This is a genomic window from Metaplanococcus flavidus (assembly GCF_042675885.1).
Taxonomy (GTDB): Bacteria; Bacillota; Bacilli; order Bacillales_A; family Planococcaceae; genus Planococcus; species Planococcus flavidus.
The window spans coordinates 23,972-43,413 of the sequence record NZ_JBHTKI010000009.1 but is presented as its reverse complement, the minus strand read 5'-3'; the positions used below and the strand labels follow the sequence as shown (position 1 = coordinate 43,413).

Annotated in this window: 20 protein-coding genes and 1 riboswitch; of the genes, 10 read left to right on the top strand and 10 right to left on the bottom strand. The window is 45.1% G+C overall.

All coding sequences use genetic code 11. The features are described 5' to 3' along the window. Nucleotides 1–5 precede the first annotated feature (5 nt). Nucleotides 6–1,079 carry a M20 family metallopeptidase gene (locus ACFQ1X_RS08105; protein ID WP_144840916.1) on the bottom strand — a complete coding sequence of 358 codons (1,074 nt, stop codon included), beginning with the start codon at nt 1,077–1,079 and terminating at the stop codon, nt 6–8. A gap of 139 nt (nt 1,080–1,218) precedes the next feature. Next, nucleotides 1,219–1,318: riboswitch (TPP riboswitch) on the top strand. 94 nt (nt 1,319–1,412) lie between these two features. Here ACFQ1X_RS08105 and thiT point away from each other — a divergent pair. Together thiT and map are read left to right on the top strand one after the other, a co-directional pair. Further along, a complete protein-coding gene (gene thiT / locus ACFQ1X_RS08100) occupies nt 1,413–1,988 on the top strand; it encodes an energy-coupled thiamine transporter ThiT (protein ID WP_144840917.1) in 576 nt (191 codons plus the stop codon). A 380-nt stretch (nt 1,989–2,368) separates the two neighbouring features. Beyond that, on the top strand, nt 2,369–3,121 hold the full coding sequence (map, locus tag ACFQ1X_RS08095; protein ID WP_144840918.1) for a type I methionyl aminopeptidase: 753 nt from the start codon (nt 2,369–2,371) through the stop codon (nt 3,119–3,121). Between the two features lie 47 nt (nt 3,122–3,168). Here the strand turns inward: map and ACFQ1X_RS08090 are convergent, their stop codons facing one another. Further along, nucleotides 3,169–3,888: a tryptophan-rich sensory protein gene (locus ACFQ1X_RS08090; RefSeq protein WP_144840919.1), complete on the bottom strand. Its 720-nt coding sequence runs from the start codon at nt 3,886–3,888 to the stop codon at nt 3,169–3,171. Nucleotides 3,889–4,090: 202 nt separating this feature from the next. Here ACFQ1X_RS08090 and ACFQ1X_RS08085 point away from each other — a divergent pair, with 202 nt between their 5' ends. The 3 genes from ACFQ1X_RS08085 to ACFQ1X_RS08075 all read left to right on the top strand — a co-directional run bounded on the left by ACFQ1X_RS08085 (nt 4,091) and on the right by ACFQ1X_RS08075 (nt 7,008). After that, nucleotides 4,091–5,890, top strand: a complete 1,800-nt coding sequence (locus ACFQ1X_RS08085) for a M3 family oligoendopeptidase (protein ID WP_144840920.1) — start codon at nt 4,091–4,093, stop codon at nt 5,888–5,890. A 1-nt stretch (nt 5,891) separates the two neighbouring features. Then, the gene (locus tag ACFQ1X_RS08080) at nt 5,892–6,440 is read left to right on the top strand and encodes a GNAT family N-acetyltransferase (RefSeq protein ID WP_144840921.1); all 549 of its coding nucleotides are present in this window, start codon (nt 5,892–5,894) and stop codon (nt 6,438–6,440) included. A gap of 85 nt (nt 6,441–6,525) precedes the next feature. After that, nucleotides 6,526–7,008 carry a DinB family protein gene (locus ACFQ1X_RS08075; protein ID WP_144840922.1) on the top strand — a complete coding sequence of 161 codons (483 nt, stop codon included), beginning with the start codon at nt 6,526–6,528 and terminating at the stop codon, nt 7,006–7,008. 500 nt (nt 7,009–7,508) lie between these two features. On the opposite strand, the gene ACFQ1X_RS08070 is transcribed toward ACFQ1X_RS08075, so the two are convergent. The 4 genes from ACFQ1X_RS08070 to ACFQ1X_RS08055 all read right to left on the bottom strand — a co-directional run bounded on the left by ACFQ1X_RS08070 (nt 7,509) and on the right by ACFQ1X_RS08055 (nt 10,917). Continuing rightward, nucleotides 7,509–8,075: a beta-class carbonic anhydrase gene (locus ACFQ1X_RS08070; RefSeq protein WP_144840923.1), complete on the bottom strand. Its 567-nt coding sequence runs from the start codon at nt 8,073–8,075 to the stop codon at nt 7,509–7,511. Between the two features lie 113 nt (nt 8,076–8,188). Beyond that, nucleotides 8,189–9,196, bottom strand: a complete 1,008-nt coding sequence (mreBH, locus tag ACFQ1X_RS08065) for a rod-share determining protein MreBH (RefSeq protein WP_144840924.1) — start codon at nt 9,194–9,196, stop codon at nt 8,189–8,191. A gap of 262 nt (nt 9,197–9,458) precedes the next feature. Continuing rightward, entirely contained in the window at nt 9,459–9,599 is a 141-nt protein-coding gene (locus ACFQ1X_RS08060) for a hypothetical protein (RefSeq protein WP_379082071.1), read from the bottom strand. 85 nt (nt 9,600–9,684) lie between these two features. Continuing rightward, nucleotides 9,685–10,917: an aminopeptidase gene (locus ACFQ1X_RS08055; RefSeq protein ID WP_144840925.1), complete on the bottom strand. Its 1,233-nt coding sequence runs from the start codon at nt 10,915–10,917 to the stop codon at nt 9,685–9,687. Nucleotides 10,918–11,104: 187 nt separating this feature from the next. On the opposite strand from ACFQ1X_RS08055, the gene ACFQ1X_RS08050 reads away from it, so the two are divergent. Both ACFQ1X_RS08050 and ACFQ1X_RS08045 read left to right on the top strand, forming a co-directional pair. Next, entirely contained in the window at nt 11,105–12,412 is a 1,308-nt protein-coding gene (locus ACFQ1X_RS08050; RefSeq protein WP_144840926.1) for an FAD-dependent oxidoreductase, read from the top strand. Further along, nucleotides 12,409–13,395, top strand: coding sequence for a class I SAM-dependent methyltransferase (locus tag ACFQ1X_RS08045; RefSeq protein WP_144840927.1), 987 nt, complete (start codon nt 12,409–12,411; stop codon nt 13,393–13,395). Before ACFQ1X_RS08050 ends, ACFQ1X_RS08045 begins: the two co-directional genes overlap by 4 nt. Nucleotides 13,396–13,635: 240 nt before the next feature. Here the strand turns inward: ACFQ1X_RS08045 and ACFQ1X_RS08040 are convergent, their stop codons facing one another. Both ACFQ1X_RS08040 and ACFQ1X_RS08035 read right to left on the bottom strand, forming a co-directional pair. Continuing rightward, entirely contained in the window at nt 13,636–13,857 is a 222-nt protein-coding gene (locus tag ACFQ1X_RS08040) for a DUF1128 domain-containing protein (RefSeq protein WP_144840928.1), read from the bottom strand. A 58-nt stretch (nt 13,858–13,915) separates the two neighbouring features. Beyond that, complete coding sequence (locus ACFQ1X_RS08035) at nt 13,916–15,289, bottom strand: alanine/glycine:cation symporter family protein (protein WP_144840929.1); 1,374 nt, start codon at nt 15,287–15,289, stop codon at nt 13,916–13,918. A 197-nt stretch (nt 15,290–15,486) separates the two neighbouring features. Here ACFQ1X_RS08035 and ACFQ1X_RS08030 point away from each other — a divergent pair, with 197 nt between their 5' ends. Then, entirely contained in the window at nt 15,487–15,948 is a 462-nt protein-coding gene (locus ACFQ1X_RS08030) for a YtxH domain-containing protein (protein WP_379082065.1), read from the top strand. Beyond that, a complete protein-coding gene (locus tag ACFQ1X_RS08025) occupies nt 15,932–16,864 on the top strand; it encodes a YihY/virulence factor BrkB family protein (RefSeq protein WP_379082063.1) in 933 nt (310 codons plus the stop codon). The genes ACFQ1X_RS08030 and ACFQ1X_RS08025 overlap by 17 nt, the downstream gene beginning before the upstream one ends. A 124-nt stretch (nt 16,865–16,988) precedes the next feature. On the opposite strand, the gene ACFQ1X_RS08020 is transcribed toward ACFQ1X_RS08025, so the two are convergent. Continuing rightward, nucleotides 16,989–17,183, bottom strand: coding sequence for an SE1561 family protein (locus tag ACFQ1X_RS08020; protein WP_144840931.1), 195 nt, complete (start codon nt 17,181–17,183; stop codon nt 16,989–16,991). 567 nt (nt 17,184–17,750) lie between these two features. Next, the gene (locus ACFQ1X_RS08015) at nt 17,751–18,131 is read right to left on the bottom strand and encodes an OsmC family protein (protein ID WP_144840932.1); all 381 of its coding nucleotides are present in this window, start codon (nt 18,129–18,131) and stop codon (nt 17,751–17,753) included. Between the two features lie 79 nt (nt 18,132–18,210). On the opposite strand from ACFQ1X_RS08015, the gene ACFQ1X_RS08010 reads away from it, so the two are divergent. After that, nucleotides 18,211–19,389: an MFS transporter gene (locus ACFQ1X_RS08010; protein WP_379082059.1), complete on the top strand. Its 1,179-nt coding sequence runs from the start codon at nt 18,211–18,213 to the stop codon at nt 19,387–19,389. The last annotated feature ends 53 nt before the right edge of the window (nt 19,390–19,442 follow it).

Genomic DNA, 19,442 nt, shown 5'->3' with positions numbered 1-19,442 from the left:
GCTATTCAAGTCATTGCATGGGCCAATAGAATATCTTTGTATTCATGGACACTGGAAATTTCAACGTATTCCGCGTTGCCGTGCCAGTCATCGCCTGTCGGACCAAATTCGATGGCACCTTCGCCACCATTCACCGCAGCATAATAGCGGGTATCCGCAGCACCGTGCTGGCCAAACAGGATGGCATCGTTTCCGGTAGTGCTTTGTATACTTTTCTCCAAGGTTTTGATGTACGGGTTTTCATCGGTCGTGGTCAGCGCAGGTGTTGTTGCAGAACTCGATTTGTAATCAAAATCGATATCGAGCGTTTCGCCGAGTTCGACCATCTGGCGCGTAATTTCCTGGGGATCCTGGCCGGGCATAAAGCGGATGTCGTATGACATTTCACAGATTTCCGGAACCATATTATAGCGTTCACCAGCTTTGATGATTGCGAGATTTACAGAAGGCTGCTCGTAATATTCCGTCGATTCTTTTCGAAAAGGGAGTTCCGCCATGGCCATATGATATTTCATGGCCCGTTCAATGGCGTTTATGCCTTCCCAAGGTCTGCTGCCATGTGCCGGCTTGCCTTTGAAAACCATATCCATATGCAAAATGCCTTTTGACTGCAGACCGACTTTCAAGCCGGTCGGTTCGCCGCAGATGACAAAATTTCCACTGTACCCTTGGGAAACAAGCCATTCTGAAGTATTGTGTCCGCCAATTTCTTCATCGGTTACGAGATGGAGCTGAACTTCCCGGGACAATTTTTCCGCATCCAGTTCGGTGAATGCCTGCATCATTGCTGCCACGCCAGCTTTCATATCCGCTGAACCTCGCCCATACAAACGGCCAAGCTCTTCCATAGGGCTGAATTGGTCTTCGTGGCCTGGCACGACATCGACGTGACCATTCCAGATCAGTTTTTCATCGCCATGTCCTTTAGAGGCAGTCAGCATCAAAAATCCGTTATTGTCATGGATTTGGACCCTTTCTCCTCTTTGTTCGAGCCACCGAGCGCAAAATTGGAGCGCTTCATTGGCGCCTTCTTTCGTATCACTTTTAATTTTAATCAGATCTTTCAATAATTCAATCATATAAATACAGCAGCACTATTCGCTGCCTCCACCGCCTTTCTGAAACATTTACTTTCACAATACCCTAATGACTTAAGGTAAAACGAACTTGCATCCCTTCTTTTTGTTCGTTACAATACAGATGAAACAAAAAAACTGTATACACCACAAGGGGAGCAATTGCTGAGAGTGAACGAGAACGTTCTTACCCTTTGAACCTGTAAGTTAATACTTGCGCAGGGATGTGGATGGAAACCTGCCCTTACGCGGCGTCAGGATCTATCCTGGCGCCGCTTTTTGTGTGGTTTTTATTGGCGGCCCTTCTGGTGATGTGCAAACACATAGGAGGATTTTATGAGGAATAAAAAATTATTGCTGATGCTCGAAATTGCGATTTTCGGCGCACTCGGCTATGTACTGGATTTTATTGCGTTCAGCATGCCACAGGGAGGATCTGTCAGTCTGGTCATGATTCCGATCGTGCTGATGGCGTTTCGCAGAGGAATAGGCGCAGGTCTCCTGACTGGACTGGCGGTCGGCTTGCTGCAGGTTGTCACAGGACGAGTTTATATCGTTCCCTTATCATTCGGTTTCGCATTTACTCAGGTGACACTGGATTATATTGTGGCGTTTGCAAGCGTAGGCTTTGCGGGCATGATGAGAACCGCTTATTTTAAGAATCTGCGGGACGGCCTGAAAGGAAAAGCTGTTTCCTGGATTATAGCCGGTGCATTTATCGGTGCATTCCTGCGCTATATTGTCCACGTTATTGTGGGAATCTGGTTCTTCCGTGAATTTGCCACTGGCAATGTTTATCTGTATTCGTTCGGATACAATGCGACTTATATGATTCCGGCATTTCTGCTGACGGCGTTTGTCTGTTCGATTCTGTTTATTGCAGCGCCAAGACTGGTCGATGTGAAAGAATAAAAGTGGAAGGCTATCTTATGATAGTCTTCTTTTAGTTTGTTAAGAAAGAAAAATATAAACCGATATTGCGCAAAACAGCTCCGCTTGCCAAAACCCGTGCTCCTGCATCGCTCCGCTAGCTTCGTCGCAAAGACTCGGCCGAATTACCTTCGGCCAACTCTTGGCTCGCGCTGAGCTAACTCGGGCTCGTTACACTTCGCCCGAGTGGATCTTGCACTTCGTCGGCATCCGCCTGCTCCCCGCGGAAAGCTTCCGTCTAGAACGCAATGGTTATAGAAGTTGAGGGTTTTTCGACAACCTTTTAGAAGGCTATCTTTATGATTGTCTTCTTTTCTTATGTTATAATTTTTTAATAGAAAAGCTTGAAAGAAGGGTATTTAATGATTGCAACTAATGAAAAAGATATTGAAATGCTGAAAAAAGCCGGACAGATGGTCGCGAAAATCCGTGAGGAGATGAGAGCTGCGACTAAACCGGGAGTAACAACGAAAGAAATTGATGAACTTGGCGGTCGCCTGTTCGAGGAATTGGGCGGTGTATCAGGGCCGAAATCCGAATACGATTTTCCTGGGTTTACGTGCATCAGCGTAAATGAGGAAGTCGCTCACGGCATTCCGGGAAAACGTGTGATTCAGGAAGGCGACATCGTGAACATTGATGTTTCCGGATCATTGGAAGGCTATTTCTCTGATACAGGAATATCATTTGTCGTCGGAGATAATCATCCTGAAAAGGAAAAAATTTGTGAAGCAGCTGAACGAGCCTTTGACCGGGCGATGACAAAAGTCAAAGCCGGTTCGAAATTGAATGGAATCGGCAAAGCGGTTGAGCGTGAAGCGAAAGATCAGGGGTTGTTCGTGATCAAAAATCTTACCGGCCATGGCATCGGTAAATCATTGCATGAAGCGCCTCAGCACATCCTCAATTATTACGATGCATGGGAAACGACTATCCTGAAAGAAGGAATGGTCCTTGCAGTAGAGCCCTTCATTTCGCAGAAAGCCGAGCATATCATCGAATCGGGTGATGGCTGGACATTCATCACACCGGACCAGTCATTGGTCGCGCAAATCGAACACACGGTCCTTGTAACAAAAGGGGAACCGATCCTGTTAACTAAATTAGAGGAATAGAAAAAAAAGCCTGCACTTGTGCAGGCTTTTAATTTTGCAAAATATCCTTAATTTTTCTTTATCAGCAGAATGCCTGTCACGATCACACCGCTCAGGAATAAAGAGGCCGTTGTGACGAGCATTTCATCAAGGCCATGTTTGACGGCGATGCCGACGAATGCCCAGACAAAAACAAGCGCAAAGGGTACATCTGAATGGTGGAAGCGTACATGGAGAGCCAGCGCAGTTGCAACGGTGAGCATAATCACTGCCCATAATTCATTGCTCAAGCCCCATCCGCCCCAACTGTAATAAGTGAGGACGTAGCTGATATTTGAAATGGTGGCGACACTTATCCAGCCCATATTCACTGAAATGGGAAGGCGTTCGGTAAATTTTCTCTCATTATTATTGTATTGCAGATACAGCAGAATAAGGGAAGCGAGGTAAACAAGCATTGCTGCAATCGACCAGGCAAAATACTCGTAATGCCAAAGCAGCAGCCATGTAATATTGGCTATGGCACTTAAAATGAAATAAAGGCTGATGGCAGGGGCAGGGGATTCTTTGGTTTTCTTATAACGGATCCAAAACCCGCCAATCCAGATTGCCAATAATATGTAAATGACTGACCAGATTGAAAAGACATAGCCGGCAGGTGTGAATAGAACAGGGAGCCTGTTGGAAATTTCTCCTGTAGTCTGGCCATTGATCGGCAGTATATTTGCTAATGCGTTAATGGTAACGACGGCCAAAAATGCGATCGTCATCAATATTATACGGAACATCTCAGATCCCTCCTCGCTTACAGTATACCTTTCCTTGTTTGGGACAACAATTAACTGTTTTGCCACAGCTGATAAAAATCTAAGAAATGGTCGATATTATGTCAGCCTTTCAATTGTCTGGTGTTTATTATTCCGTAATCCGAAGAAAAATGGTATACTGGTAATTGTTTTTAGAAAATTTAGTTTATCAGGAGGATGGACCATGACAGTAAAATATCCGGAAGTGTGGGATTTGGATGTTTTGTTCCCAGGCGGGAGCGAATCACAAGAATTACGTGTACATATGGACGAAACAGGACCAAAATTAGAGGAATTCGAGAAGCTTTCAGCAAAATTCGAAGTGCCCACCAAGGCTGAAGATGCCAGGAATGTGGCAGAAGTGCTGGAAGCAGTTAAGGAAACGATGCTTCATCTTAGACAGTCCGGTGCATTTATCGGCTGTTTGATGGCGCAGGACACGGAAGATAAAAAAGCATCGCTGCTGCAAAGCGAGTCATCGAGCCAGAGTGCCCGTTTCAGTTCTGCACTCCAAAAAATCCAGCAGGACCTGACTCGGACGGATGATGAGGTGTGGAATGCGCTGATGGAGGATGACACGTTAAAAGAATTCAATTTCGTGCTCAATGAATGGCGAGACAAAGCACGCTTGCTGCTTTCTGAAAAAGAGGAAAACCTGATCACAGCGCTCAGCATGGACGGCTATCACGGCTGGAGCCAGCTGTACGATATGCTGGTAGGGGAAATTAAAATCAAAATCACTGTCGATGGTCAGGAGAAAACCATGTCTGTCGGACAGGCGAATAATCTAAGCTCTCATTCAGACGCCGGTGTAAGAAAAGAATCCTACGAAAAATTGGAAAATGCCTGGGCGGAGAAAGAAGATTTCTTTGCCAAGACATTGAATTCGATTGCCGGATTCCGTCTTGAAACTTACAAAAAACGCGGATGGGACAACCCCTTGCAGGAGCCACTCCAGATTAACCGCATGAAACAGCAGACGCTGGATGCAATGTGGGGAGCAATCTCCAAAAACAAACAGCCATTTGTCGATTACTTGAACCAGAAAGCGCAACTGCTGGGCAAAGACGGCCTTGAGTGGTATGACGTGGATGCTCCTGTAACGGAAAGTACACAAACTTTCTCTTATCAGGAAGGCGCCGAATTCATTTTGGAGCATTTCAAAAAATTCGGTCCGGAACTCGAGAAATTCTCGCGCACTGCTTTTGAAAAAGGCTGGATCGAAGCGGAAGATCGTCCGAACAAAAGCCCGGGTGGATTTTGTACCGGCCTTCCGATGACCGAAGAGTCTCGGATCTTCATGACATACAGCGGTTCAATGTCCAATGTCGCCACTTTGGCTCATGAACTCGGACATGCGTTCCACTCACATGCCTTGCGTCCGGTTCACCAGATCAACCGTTCTTACGCGATGAATGTTGCCGAAACAGCTTCCACTTTCGCTGAAATGATCGTTGCGGATGCCGCAGTGAAAAATGCGTCGTCTGATGAAGAAAAAATTGCTCTTCTGGAAGATAAGATTCAACGCAGTGTTGCTTTCTTCATGAACATTCATTCCAGATTCCTGTTTGAAACACGTTTTTACGAAGAGCGCAAAAAAGGCGTTGTTCCGGCATCGCGTTTAAATGAATTGATGGAGCAGGCACAGATCGAAGGATTCGGCGGCGGGCTGAAATCTACCCACCCTCATTTCTGGGCTTCCAAGCTTCATTTCTATATCACATACGTGCCATTTTATAACTTCCCGTACACATTCGGCTATTTATTCTCACTGAGCGTTTATGCAAAAGCATTGGAAGAAGGCGCCGGATTCGAAGAGAAATACATGGCCCTGTTGCGTGACACAGCTGTTATGACTGCTGAAGACTTGGCGCTTAAGCATCTGGGAGAAGATATTACCCAAGAAGCATTCTGGGAAAAAGGGATTGCTCTTTGCGTAAAAGATGCACAAGAGTTTATTTCGCTGACGTCTTCAGCCGACTGATATGAATCTTCTCTTAAAAGGCCGGCTTTGTTACCTGCGTATTTTGACGACAGAAGATGCCGAGGAAATGGTGCAATTGCTTCTCCGGAACCGGACGTATTGGGCGATATTCGAGCCGCAGCATCGGGACAGTTATTTTACGGCAGCCGTCCAGCGGGAAAAAATACTTGAATCCATTCATCAGGCGAAGGAAAACCGGGAATATAGTTTTGGAATATTCGAACCGGAGACAGACAAACTGATCGGCCATATTTCCATGTACAGCATTAAGCGCTTGCCATTTCTCAGTGCGTTGGTCGGGTACTCGATCGATGAGTCGTATATTGGCCGCGGCATTGCAACTGATGCAGTGAAATTAGTGATTGCATTCGGATTCGAGAAGCTCCGGCTGCACCGGATCGAAGCGTATGTCTCTCCCCGGAATGCCGGTTCCATCCGAGTTTTGGAAAAAGCACATTTTAACAATGAAGGCTTATTGAGAGAATTCCTTTACATCAACGGAGTATGGGAAGATCACTATCATTTTGCAGTCCTGGAGTCAGAATTTTGAAAGGGCAAGGCCACCTATAAAAAATGGTGGAAACAAACAAAAAGATGGTTGTGGGAATAAAATGCCGACGGAAAGCAGGTGTCTTATGCTGAGAGATAAACTGTTCGCCTATCATCAATGGGCCACCCAGAGGATCCTGTCACATACCGAACAATTTGGAGATGAAATCTATACAAAGGAAGGAGAAAGTTCCTTCCCGTCGATCAAAGAAACGATCAGCCATATCATCACCGTTGAAAAATTATGGCTGCTCAGAATGACTGGAATCGAGAAGCCGGAAGTGGAGTATTTCCATGTCGAAACAGCTGGGGATGCAAAACAGGCGTTTATGCTGCTTCACGCAGAAATGGAATTGTATTTTTCCTCCCTGTCGGAAGATCAATGGCAGGAAATCATGCCTTTCACGAATCTCAAAGGAAAGTCTTTTATAGAGACAAGGGAAGAGATGCTGTTTACATTTATTAACCATGCATCTTATCACAGAGGGCAGATCACTTCTTTGCTTCGGCAATTCGGCAAAGAAGGTACAACTGTCGATTATATTTATTTTCCAAAAGAAAACCGATGAGAAAAACTTCTCATCGGTTTTCTGGCTGTCGAGAAACTGACNCTCGCTTCGAAAAACCGATGCTCCTGCAGCGTTCCACGCTTCGTCGCAAAGGTTCGACCGAATGGTGTTCGGTCAAACCTTCCCTGCGGGGTCTCAGGACTAGCTCTGGTTCCCGATGGAGTCGCCGCCTGCCGCTTCATTCTGTTCTGATAATGCAAGTGTTCACCTTCTCACATACAACACACCTAAACGCCTATTCCTTTATAGAAAAAGAGCTGAGATATGGAGCAAAACAGCGAAGACGCCCAGGGGAGCAGGCGCTTTGCGACGAAGCTAGCGAAGCGATGCAGGAGCAGCCTTAAAATCGTGCTCCTGCAGTGCTGCGCACTTCGTCGCAAAGACAGTTTCCGTGCAGGACACGTCTACTGTCTTCGAAGCTGTTTTGCAGAATATCGGCTTTCATTTTTACTTTCTCAACAAGCTCAAAACCGATGAGAAAAAATTCTCATCGGTTTTTTTTATCGATTTTTATTTCCGTCGATGACAAGGTCCAGCTTGCCTGTCGTCGGATCAATGACAAGCCCATGCACCGGAACATCGCCGTCCATCAGCGGATGGTTGCGCACCATGTTGACGCTGTGGCGGATGCTTTCGGTTACATCGTCAAATCCGCGCAGCCATTCATCAAGATTGACTCCTGAATAGCGCATCATTTCAATCGTTTCTTCAGTAATGCCTCTCGTTTTCATCTTTTCAAGGATTTTTTGAGGTTCGATAGCGGCCATGCCACAATCGTAGTGCCCGATTATGTACACTTCATCTGCGTTCAGCTCATAAATTGCGACTATCAGGCTGCGCATAATGCCGCCAAAGGGATGATTGATGACAGCACCAGCGGATTTCACGATTTTTACATCGCCGTTTTTTAAGTTCATCGATTTCGGCAATAATTCAAAAAGCCGCGTATCCATGCACGTCAGGATGACCATTTTCTTGTCCGGAAATTTCGTGGTGATGAATTGCTCGTACTTTTCCTCTTCCACAAACTTCTTGTTATAGTCCAGGATTTCATTCAGCATTGACATATTTACCACTCCTTCTACTATTGCTATCTTCTATTTTAATCGAAATTTTTGCCGAATACGAGTTTCTTATCGTCAGGACAAAAAAAACCGGAAGCACAAGGCTTCCGGAAGAATCATTTTGAAATTTTGTCCAGTTTGTTGAGCATGACGAGTGAACGTCCTGTACCTACAGCTACGGACTCAAGAGGCATAGGTGCCATGTGAACTGGCACTGATATTTCTTCAGACAGCCATTGCTGCATGCCTTTCAATAACGCCCCTCCGCCGGTGATGACGACGCCCTGGTCGACAATATCGCCTGACAATTCGGCAGGGCAATTTTCAAGCGTTGCACGGATGCATTCCAATATAGCCAATAACGGCTCTTTAAGTGTTTCCTGAATTTCCGTTGACGTCAGCGAGACCGTCTTCGGCAGGCCGGTCATGATGTCGCGGCCGCGGATTTCCATCGTTTCCGCTTTATGGGGAATCAGCGCATAGCCGATTTCTATTTTAATTTTTTCAGCAGTCGGTTCACCGATGAGCACATTAAAATGTTTGCGTACGTATTGGATGATATCTTCATCCATACGGTCGCCTCCGACTTTCACTGTGTTGGACGAAACAACGCCGCCAAAAGAAATGATGCCGACTTCTGTCGTGCCGCCTCCGATATCAACAATGACGCTGGCAATCGGTTCACTTACCGGCAAGTCGGCACCTATTGCCGCTGCAACAGGTTCTTCGATTAAATGCACACTTTTCGCTCCACTTTGCTTGACGGCATCATGGATGGCGCGGCGTTCCACGGAAGTGGCGCCGGATGGGGTACAAATCATGACATTCGGTTTCCGGTAAGCTGCCCCCAATTGTTTGGCGGCTTTTTGCATAACCATCTTCAATAAATCCGTAGTAACGTTAAAGTCTGCGATGACACCGTCTTTAAGCGGGCGCACCACACGGATGGAATTGGGAGTTTTGCCGATCATCGCTTTGGCTTCTTCGCCGATGGCAATGACTTTCCCTGATTTCGTATCCAATGCGACAACTGATGGTTCATTTAGGATAATGCCTTTTGATTTTGTATAAACAAGAATATTCGCTGTGCCTAAGTCGATTCCAATGTCTGATGAAGAAAACATACCTATTACTCCTCCTAATATAAAACAAGTTAAAACAAGTCCATTTTGAATTTTAACACGCTAAAAAAGAGAGCTTTTTGGAAGCACTTGAAACTGCAATATTAAAGGGGCCTATTGGTGCGGCGGTAAGAAAAAAAACGGGACCTTTGCTTCAATATGTAACGTTTATGCAAAATAAATGTCTTCAAATTGTAATCTATCAGTCATTTTAAAATAATAAAAAAGCAGGCTTTTTGATAAAAGCCTGCTTACATAATATGGTTCAGAATTTGCGTTTTGGAAGTGGGTCTACATGCTCTGCATCATGTGAGTGCAATTCTTTCCCCAGGAAATGAAGAAGGGTAAAGAAAAATATGAAGATTACAGCCATGAAACCTAAAACAGTAACAATACCAGCTAACATGATAAAAACTCCTCTCTCGACAATGAATATCTATTTTTATTATACATGATAAAAGAAAAAATATTAAGTGTCGAATTTCTGAGTTTTAAAATGCCCAATTGCCATTTCTGAAAATCGGTTCGCGCGTACCATCTTCCAAAATGCCGTCAATGTCCATTTTTTCCGAGCCGACCATGAAGTCAACATGCGTAATACTTTGGTTCAGTCCATGCTTCAGCAATTCCTCAGAATCCATTTTCTTGCCGCCTTCCAGGCAGAAAGAATAAGCGCTTCCGATTGCAAAGTGGTTGGATGCATTCTCATCAAATAATGTGTTGTAGAAAAGGATATTCGAAGCCGAAATCGGTGATTGATGTGGGACAAGTGCAACTTCCCCGAGATAATGGGAACCTTCATCCGTTTCAACCAGTTGTTTTAAAACATCTTCACCTTGTTTAGCGGTGATGTCCGTAATCCGGCCGTTTTCAAATGTAACTTTGAATTCGTCGATAATATTGCCGCCGTAACTCAAAGGTTTTGTGCTGGACACGTAGCCGTTTACACCGTCTTTTTGTGGCACGGTGAAAACTTCCTCTGTCGGCAGGTTGGCCATGAATGAATCGCCTTTTTCGTTATTTGAGCCTGCGCCGCACCATAGGTGGCCTTTTGGCAGAGCCACTTCCAGGTCGGTATCGGGTGAAGAATAATGCAATTTCGCGTAGTTTTTGCCATTCAGATAATCAACTTTGGTATGCAGCAATTCATCATGCTCTTTCCAGGCTTCAATCGGGTCTTCAAGATCCGCGCGGACAGCTTTTAAAATTGCATTCCATAAAGCCTCTACTTGTTGATTTTCCGAAACGTCCGGATAAACTTTCGCAGCCCATGCTTTCGATGGAGCGGCTAACACCGTCCAGCTGATTTTATCGGATTGAACATATTGACGGTATTTACTTAGTGCCTGCCCGGTCGCTTTCTGGGAAGCAGCGATGCGTTTTGAATCGATGCCCTTCAACAGGTCGGGGCTTTGAGAAACGATGCTCATGAAAGCCGCACCTTCTTCAGCCAATTGCTCGCGTTCCTGGACTTTCCAGGAAGGAAACTCTGAAAACGATTCTTCCGGCGCCATTTCGAAACGTAGCCGGGAAACTTCATCGTCATTCCAGTCCACAAAGACTTGCTTTGCTCCGCTTTCATATGCCTCTTTTACAACCAGGCGGACAAATGGTGCGGCTTCAATGGAAGCGGCTATGTACAATTTTTGGTTCGGCTGAATGTTGACGCCTACTTTTACCGCCAATTCTGCGTAGCTTTTTAATTTATCATTCAATGATGTCAAATGAATCTCTCCTCTCATCTCTTACATAGTAACAATTTTCAGACATAGTCCGCAATGCCTGTATCCCAAATAGCGCTTCTTTTATAAGGTTCTATGAAAATTAAATCATGCTTTTGGGGGAATCGGAAGCGGAATGAGGTTTTTAGCCGTCATCTTTGAGGAATATAGAAGAGAGGAGCTGAGTTTGATGAAAACACAAGTCTTTATCAGCGGCGGCGGCATCGGTGGCCTGGCATTAGCCCTTAAACTTGTTCAGCGGAACGTCGACGTAGTGATGGCAGAACGTTTGAAGGCGAAAGCGCCTACTTATAAAGGTGAATTGCTGCAGCCAAAAAGTATGCAGATTTTTGATGGATTAGGCGTATACGACGACATTACCTCACGCAGCAACGAGATAAAAGTCCTTGATATGCTTGAATTATCCAGTTCGCTCCAAGTCCGGGACCAGACATTTATGGATTACAGCGTACTGCCCGGTAAATACAATGCAGCTTTTATGGCGCATCACGAGGAACTTAAGGATATTTTGTTGGATGCTGCATCCGAATATAAGAATTTTCATTATATGTCCGGAACTTCCTGCACGGGATATGCCGACAACAAGGCATTCCTTAAATCAGGAAAAAATAACTTTGAAGTGGAAGCCGATTATTTTTTCGGAGCTGAAGGAAGAGCCTCCGTTACGAGAAAACATATGGAAATCGAAATCAAACAAACGACTTATAACCATCATTTCTTAACCGTATCTTTCCCAAGACCTGAAAATTTTAAGGATGGTCAGATTATTTCTACATACAATCGATTCCTCGGTTTGTTCCCGTTGCCGGACAATCAGGTGCGATCTGTCTATCTGATTCCGGAAGGCGATTACAAAGAACTGAAAGAAAAACCGATCAGCCATTTCCATAAACTTTATACGGATTTAGCCCCTACAATGGATGGTTTCGTCCACCAGTTGACGGACTGGAAAAAAATTCAGTTGATGATTCCGGTAATGTTCCATGCCCCGTCGTACGTCAGGGACAATAAAGCGATTATCGGTGATGCGGCACACGCAGTCCACCCGATGGCCGGAGAAGGCATGAATATGGCGATACAAGATGCAGATGTGCTGGGTGAATTGACAGCCGATATGATCGAAAGCCATAAAATGAATCCTGATAATCTGAAATGGTATGAAAAGGTTCGTTACAAGAGGGCGGAACATGTGATTCAGCTCAGCCATCTGGCTGCGCTGGCATATTCCTACCCATTCAAGCCTGTAAGTTTCCTGCGCCAAAAGACTTTCGAGCGGATGGAAGAAGATCCAATCCTTCATTTTAAGCAGATGCTCAATGTCTCAGGGCTCGGTATGTGGAAAGAGAATGTGAGGGACCGGTTTATTCAGGGAGGGATTATTCCCGTGCGTTTAAGGGATCTCCCGAAGAAGTCAAAAGAGCTGAGATATTATACACGTGAAGATGACTATCCATGGAAAGATGAGGGATTGCGATGATAGATGTAATGAAGATGTTCAAAGCAAGAATGTATATGAAAAGGAATGAGCCATTTTTATACAGCTGGCACGCGTATGTAGGCTATGAGCTCGATTTATTCAGAGCATTCGAGCGTCCGATGGCAAAGACGGATGTAGCCGATGCTTACGGGCTTGATGCAAACCTGCTCGAACAATGGGTGGCCGTCGGAGTATCCATCGGCCATCTCAAAGAAGCAGGGAGAGGGCGGCATAAGCTGGCCAATGCCTGGAAGCTGCCCAAGCCGAAAGGCGACAATTCCTCCGGCGTATTATTGAAAGAAATGATGGAGCTTCATATCCCGACGCTTTTACATTATCCGGAGATGATGCGAAATGGAGAGCGCCTTCATTTTGATGAAGAAAAACACGCGGGAACGGTTGCGGAGACAAGCCGCTTGCTTGAAGTGCTTGCTATGCCCAAAATGTCCAAGCGAATTCGTGAGAACAATGTCCAATCGGTGTTGGATATCGGCTGCGGAGAAGCGGGGTACATTAAAAAACTGGCGGGCAGATTTCCTGATGCACAGTTTACCGGTATCGAAATCAGTAAAGAAGTGACGGTAAAAGCGCAACAACTGACAGCAGACAACAATAATATCACAGTGGAAAATGCGGATCTTTGGGAGTATAATCCCGACCAGCCGTTTGACATGGTGATGATGAATAATGTGCTGCATTATATTGATCTCGAAAAAAGAGAGGCGCTGATTTTCGAATTGGCCAGTTGGGTCAGTCCCGGAGGAATCCTATCCATAGTGACGCCGATTGCAGGCAGCAGCGACGATCCGCCGTTCGCAAATGTCTTCAATAGCTTCTTCTCATCTTTCGATAACCTTTACCGGCTGCCGACACGCGAAGAGTTGCGGGAATGGGGAAGTGGAGCTGGACTTGATATGCTGGGCATCCATACCGTCATAAAAGAAGGTGGCTGGTACATTGCGCAGTACCGGAAACCGGAGTGAATTTTATTTGTACAAAATAAATAAAGCGACAGAAAAAAGCCCCTGAAAAATTTCAGGGGCTTTTCGTTATTGCGGTAAGCTGTGCTCTTGTCTCTGTCCATGTCCATGTCCCTGTCTCTGTCTCTGTCTCTGCACCGCTGCGCTAGCTTCGAGACATGAAAGAGCGTTGCACCGCTGCGCTGCTTCATCGCAAAGAGATGGACCCAAACAGTTTGGGCCCATCTCTCACTGTCGCTTTTCTTACTTTCTCAATGAGCCAAGTTCCTGCGCGATTGCCTGCATTTCACCTGGTGTAATGTTATCGCGCTTATTGACCATTTCGTACAGGTCACGCAAATCTTCATACTGTGACGCATTGAAATGTTCGGCTTTCATCGCGTCGACGTTGACCATCCGCAATTTCGTTTTTATTTCCTCAATCATAAAGTTTACATTTTCTGGAGACTGTTTTGATAAGTCCATGATGGGTTCCTGCCTTTCGGTATGGTATGCCTTATCATTTCATTTATCAAAAAGAATGTCAATTTCCTGAACGTGCAAGTTCAGTTTTCGCTTCTTTTTCCTCTTTGGCTTTCGCCACGATTCTCTTCGTTTCATAGACAATGACGCCTGACAATCCGAGAAGACCGATTAAGTTTGGAACTGCCATTAAGCCATTCATTACATCAGAGAATGTCCAGACGACAGTAAGTGAAGCTGTAGCGCCAAGGAAGACGGCTGCTACGAAAAGGATTCGATACACGATCAACAAGCTTGGACTCTTGAATAAATACTGGAAGCATTTTTCACCGTAATAAGACCAGCCGATAATTGTAGAAGAAGCAAAGAAAATCAGACCGAATGCAACAACATATGGTCCGACGCCTCCCAGGAATTGGCCGAAAGCTGCACTTGTAAGCGGTGCGCCTTCCAGGCCTTCCTCTGTATAAAGGCCGGACATGACGATAGTAATACCTGTAATCGAACAGACGATCAATGTATCAAACAGAACTTGTGTCATCGACACCAAAGCCTGTCGGCCAGGCATATCGGTTTTCGCAGCAGCAGCGGCGATAGGTGCAGAACCGAGTCCCGCTTCGTTGGAGAATACCCCGCGGGCAACACCGTAACGAATCGCAGCACCGATTGCTCCGCCGGCCGCTGCTTCACCTGTAAACGCAGCGCTGAAGATCGTGCCGAGAGCGGCAGGAATCAGGTCGAAGTTTAAAACCATAATGATCAATCCGGCAATTACATAGAACAATACCATGAAAGGAACAAAAAATGCGGTAACTTTACCAATGGTTCTGATGCCACCCAAAATTACCAGTCCAGCAAAAGCAGTGAGGATAAGTCCGGTAGCCCAAGGCGCCAATCCGAATGTTTCGTCAACAATGGACGCCACAGAATTGGATTGTGTCATATTGCCGATTCCGAATGCGGCAATGGCACCGAAAATTGCGAACAGAACTGCGAGCCATTTTTGTTTCAAGCCATGTTCCAGGTAATACATCGGCCCCCCGGCCATCTGGCCTTTTGAATCGGTGATCCGATATTTTACAGCAAGGACGGCTTCTCCGTATTTTGTAGCCATACCGAAGAATGCAGAAAGCCACATCCAGAAAATCGCTCCCGGTCCGCCGAGTACAACGGCTGTCGCAACACCGACAATATTACCGGTACCGACAGTTGCCGCCATCGCGGTGGACAGGGCCTGGAAATGGGATATATCCCCTTTGGAATCTTTATCAACGTTTTTGGAAAAAGTTAGTTTAAGTGCATAAGGCAATAAGCGAAGCTGTAAGAATCCTAAACGTATAGTAAGATAAATCCCTGTTCCGACAATCAGGATAAGGAGCGGAATTCCCCAAACATAGCCGCTGATCGTCCCCAATAACTCTTCAAATCTTTCCATCAATTCTCCCCCCAATTATGTAATTCTGTTTTCTTGAAATAACTTCGCACCTCCCATTGATTTAATATTCCGAAAGTTTACACTCAGAGTCAAGTCTTTTTTAAAAAATAAAAACAGAGAAGTTTAAATATGGAGAGATTAGGGAAAAATTCAAAAGACACGCCAGAACAAACTATTTTCTTTGGGAGGAATTCAGAATGAGCCAGAACAAATTGATGACAGGATTATTGGTGGGAGCTGCAGTGGGGGTAATCGTTTCCTTATTCGACAGCAACACCAGAAATGATGTAATGCAAAAATCAAAAAAAGTATCAGAGAACGCCAAATATTATGCAAGCAATAAAGATGAATTGAAAGCCGCCGTACAGCAGCAGGCAAGTAAATTCCAGAACCTTTATGAGCGCGTTTCAGAAGACGCTTCGTACGTTGGGGGTAAAGTCAATGAGTTGAAAGAATTGACTCCTCAGGTAAAAGAAATGGCGATGGATACAAAAGAAGCTTTTGTAGATACAAAAGAAGCTGTTGTTGATTCGACTCAAGATGTCAAATCAGCACTCCAGGAAGACGATCCATCTGCTTCTTCATCATTGACTGATGACGAGGGCAGTTCTTCAGACAATAACTCGAACCGCGATGCGGAATATGGGAAAAAGCAATAATTCGCTGAAAGGCTCGCAAAAAACACAACCGGATAGTTCGGAGGCAAAGGAACCAGTCTATGACGTCACCAATGCATCCGGCTTCCTGAAAGAATTATGGAAAAGAATCAATGATGTGGATGTTGCAGGACTCGGAGCGCAATTAGCGTTCTTTTTCCTGTTGTCTATTTTTCCATTACTGATTTTTCTGATCACCTTACTGCCTTATTTGAATATTGCTGAAGATCAGATTTATAATTTTATGGCGAATGTGGTGCCAGGAGAAGTTTATCTTCTGATTGAAGAAACCTTGAATGAAATTTTAACACAGGAAAATCGAAGCCTGCTGTCTTTCGGGCTGATCGCCACAATCTGGTCTGCCAGTCTTGGCATGAACGCCCTTATAAAGTCTTTGAACAAATCATACGGTGTAGAAGAAAATCGGCCGATTCTGATTGCCAGAGGCATGTCTATCATTACAACATTCCTGATGGTGTTCATTATATTGATTGCGTTGGCGTTGCCGATATTCGGCAGGCAGATCGGCATTTTCATTTTTTCATTTATGGGTCTTGAAGAAGGTTTTATGGAAACCTGGAACACATTACGTTTTTCGATACCGCCTCTAATCATTTTCGTTGTTGCTGCAGTGATTTACTGGGCGGCACCCAACATCAAGCTGGATATTAAATCAGTCCTGCCAGGATCGGCTTTCACTGCAATCGGCTGGTTGGCAGTATCATACAGCTTTTCAGTCTATATCAATAATTTCGGCAATTATTCAGCAACCTACGGAGGAATTGGCGGTGTGATCATTCTGATGCTGTGGTTATACGTGTCCTCCATTCTTTTGATGATAGGTGGACAAATCAATGCCATCATGCAATCCAGACGCGATATTCTGAAAAGAAAAGATAAAAAAGCCGGACTCCCTTGAATTCAACGATTCAAGAACGGATCCGGCTTTTTGTATTTAATTTCTGCTGAGTGCTGAACAGTTATGTTTCATTAAAAAGAAAAATCCGTTCATCAGCTAAGAAGGAAACGGAATGAAATTTCTATTAGTCTTCATCAATCGGACGGCTTTTGAACTGCTGCATCTTACCGTCGAGTTCATCAACCATGGCGATGAGACGGTCAATATCTTCGAGTTCAGCTGTTTCGGGTTCAATTGCATCGAGTACGTCGAGAAACATGTTCAAACGCTGCTTCATATAAGTTACTTGCTGTTCCTTATCTGTGATGGATTTTCCCATAGGGCACACCTCGTTTCGCATTCTATCGTAGCTGATTTGAAATGAAATTTCAATAATGAGTATAATATCTATAGGGGTCGATATTCCGCAAAACAGCATGCTTGCCAAAACCCGTGCTCCTGCATCGCTGCGCTAGCTTCGTCACAAAGACTCGGCCGAATTACCTTCGGCCAACTCTTGGCTCGCGCTGAACTAACTCGGGCTTTTCGCCTTTGCGACGAGCTTGCGCAGGAGCATTGTCTTTGCCCTTGTCCAGAGCGCCGAAGCGGTTATTAACACTACTTTTTTTGTAACATAGAGTAGGCAAAAAGAGTGATTTTAATGTTTTTTGTATTTTGGACATTTACATATTCAGAATTATGTGTTAATTTAAAGTTAATCAATTGAAAGGAGGCCATAATGAATAGTCGAAACCAATCTAAAATTTCTATGTAAAAGGAGGGGGTTCGAACATTTAACCGGCAATAGCCGTTAAAATGGTCTTATGAAAAAAAGCGAAATTGAAATTGAAACATAAAAGCTCAGCCGCAATCTGATATTCAGATACGGACTGAGCTTTTATTCGTCTTATACAAGTTCGTATGTTTCAACAATTTCAATAGAATTTTCAACCGAACGGACCATCGAACAATTCTTTCTTGTAAGTTCCACCACCCGTGGCATCTTAGAGTCATCAATCTTTCCTTTGATCAGGAAATGAAGATGCACTTTTGACACACGTCCCGCTTCCTCGTCTATCCGAACAATCTCTTTCACATCCACTTGGATATCTTCAGCCGGCATTCGCTGTTTTTCTAAAATTTTACGCATGACTCCAGCGCTGCAAACCGCTAAAGAAGCGATGAGCAATTGATAAGGGCGGAACCCCTGCTCCTCATTTGTTGAAACGGCCAGTTCACCAAAAGGCAAGTCACCCGAAAATCCATTTTCTGTCATGAAAAACTTCATCTTCCATCTCCTCCTTATGATAAAATTGTATCTGAATTCTTTTCAAATACAAACGAACGTGCTTAGACGGGGAGGCATCATGAAAAATTTCTTAAAAAGTGAAGGCGGCCGGTTCTGGATCCTTGTCGCGATCGTGTCGATTTCCGGATTTTCCCAGGGGATGCTGCTGCCGCTGATTGCCGTTATTTTTGAGCAGGACGGTGTGTCCTCGGCATTAAATGGCTTGAGTGCCACAGGCTTATACATAGGAACGCTGGTCATTGCACCATTTATGGAGCCCCAGCTTCGCCGCTTTGGATTCAAGCCGATCATCATTGTGGGCGGCGGTTTGGTGGTTTTGTCACTGCTGCTGTTTCCGCTGTGGAAGTCTGTCCTTTTCTGGTTTATCCTGCGAATATTAATCGGAATAGGGGACCAGGCTTTGCATTTTTCCACACAAACCTGGATCACCAGCACATCGCCTCAGAATCGCATGGGCAGAAATATCGCCATCTATGGCATGTCTTTCAGCATCGGGTTCGGTGCGGGGCCATTATTCGTTCCACTCGTGAATATCTTTGAAGCCCTGCCGTTCATCATTTCCGGTTTATTATGTCTTACAGCGTGGGTATTGGTGTTCTTCCTGAAAAATGATTTTCCCGAAACTACAACAAGTGCGATGACTGCAAGAGGAACTTTGAGCCGATTTAAAGCAGCAATCATCATCGGCTGGTTTGCGTTCCTGCCGCCACTTGGCTATGGTTTCCTGGAATCTTCGTTGAACGCAATTTACCCGATCTACGCATTGCGCCAGTCGATTGACATTGCAATGGTGTCCTATATGCTGGCCGCTTTTTCACTTGGCGCCATTGTGACCCAGTTGCCACTTGGTGAACTCAGCGACCGCATCGGCAGACGGAAAGTCCTGCTGCTGGCACTCTTCGGTGGAGCTGCCGCATTCGGCACCGCAAGCTTTTTCGAGTCGAATGCTTGGATTACGCTCGGCTTTTTCATTCTTGCCGGCATGTTTGTCGGTTCAACTTTTTCACTCGGCATTTCCTATATGGCGGATCTTATGCCACGGGAATTGCTGCCGACGGGCAATCTGCTGTGCGGGATTGCATTCAGCATCGGCAGCCTCGCAGGTCCGGCAATGGGCGGATTATTCCTTGATCTGACAGAAGAATTGAGCTTTCTCCTGCTCATCGCAGGAATTCTGCTCATCATTTTCACCATCATCGCTTTACGCGGTAATAAAATCATAAAACCTGCAAATTAATAAAAAAGTGTAGGCCAACACAAAAGGACTTCCATATAATAATGGAAGTCCTT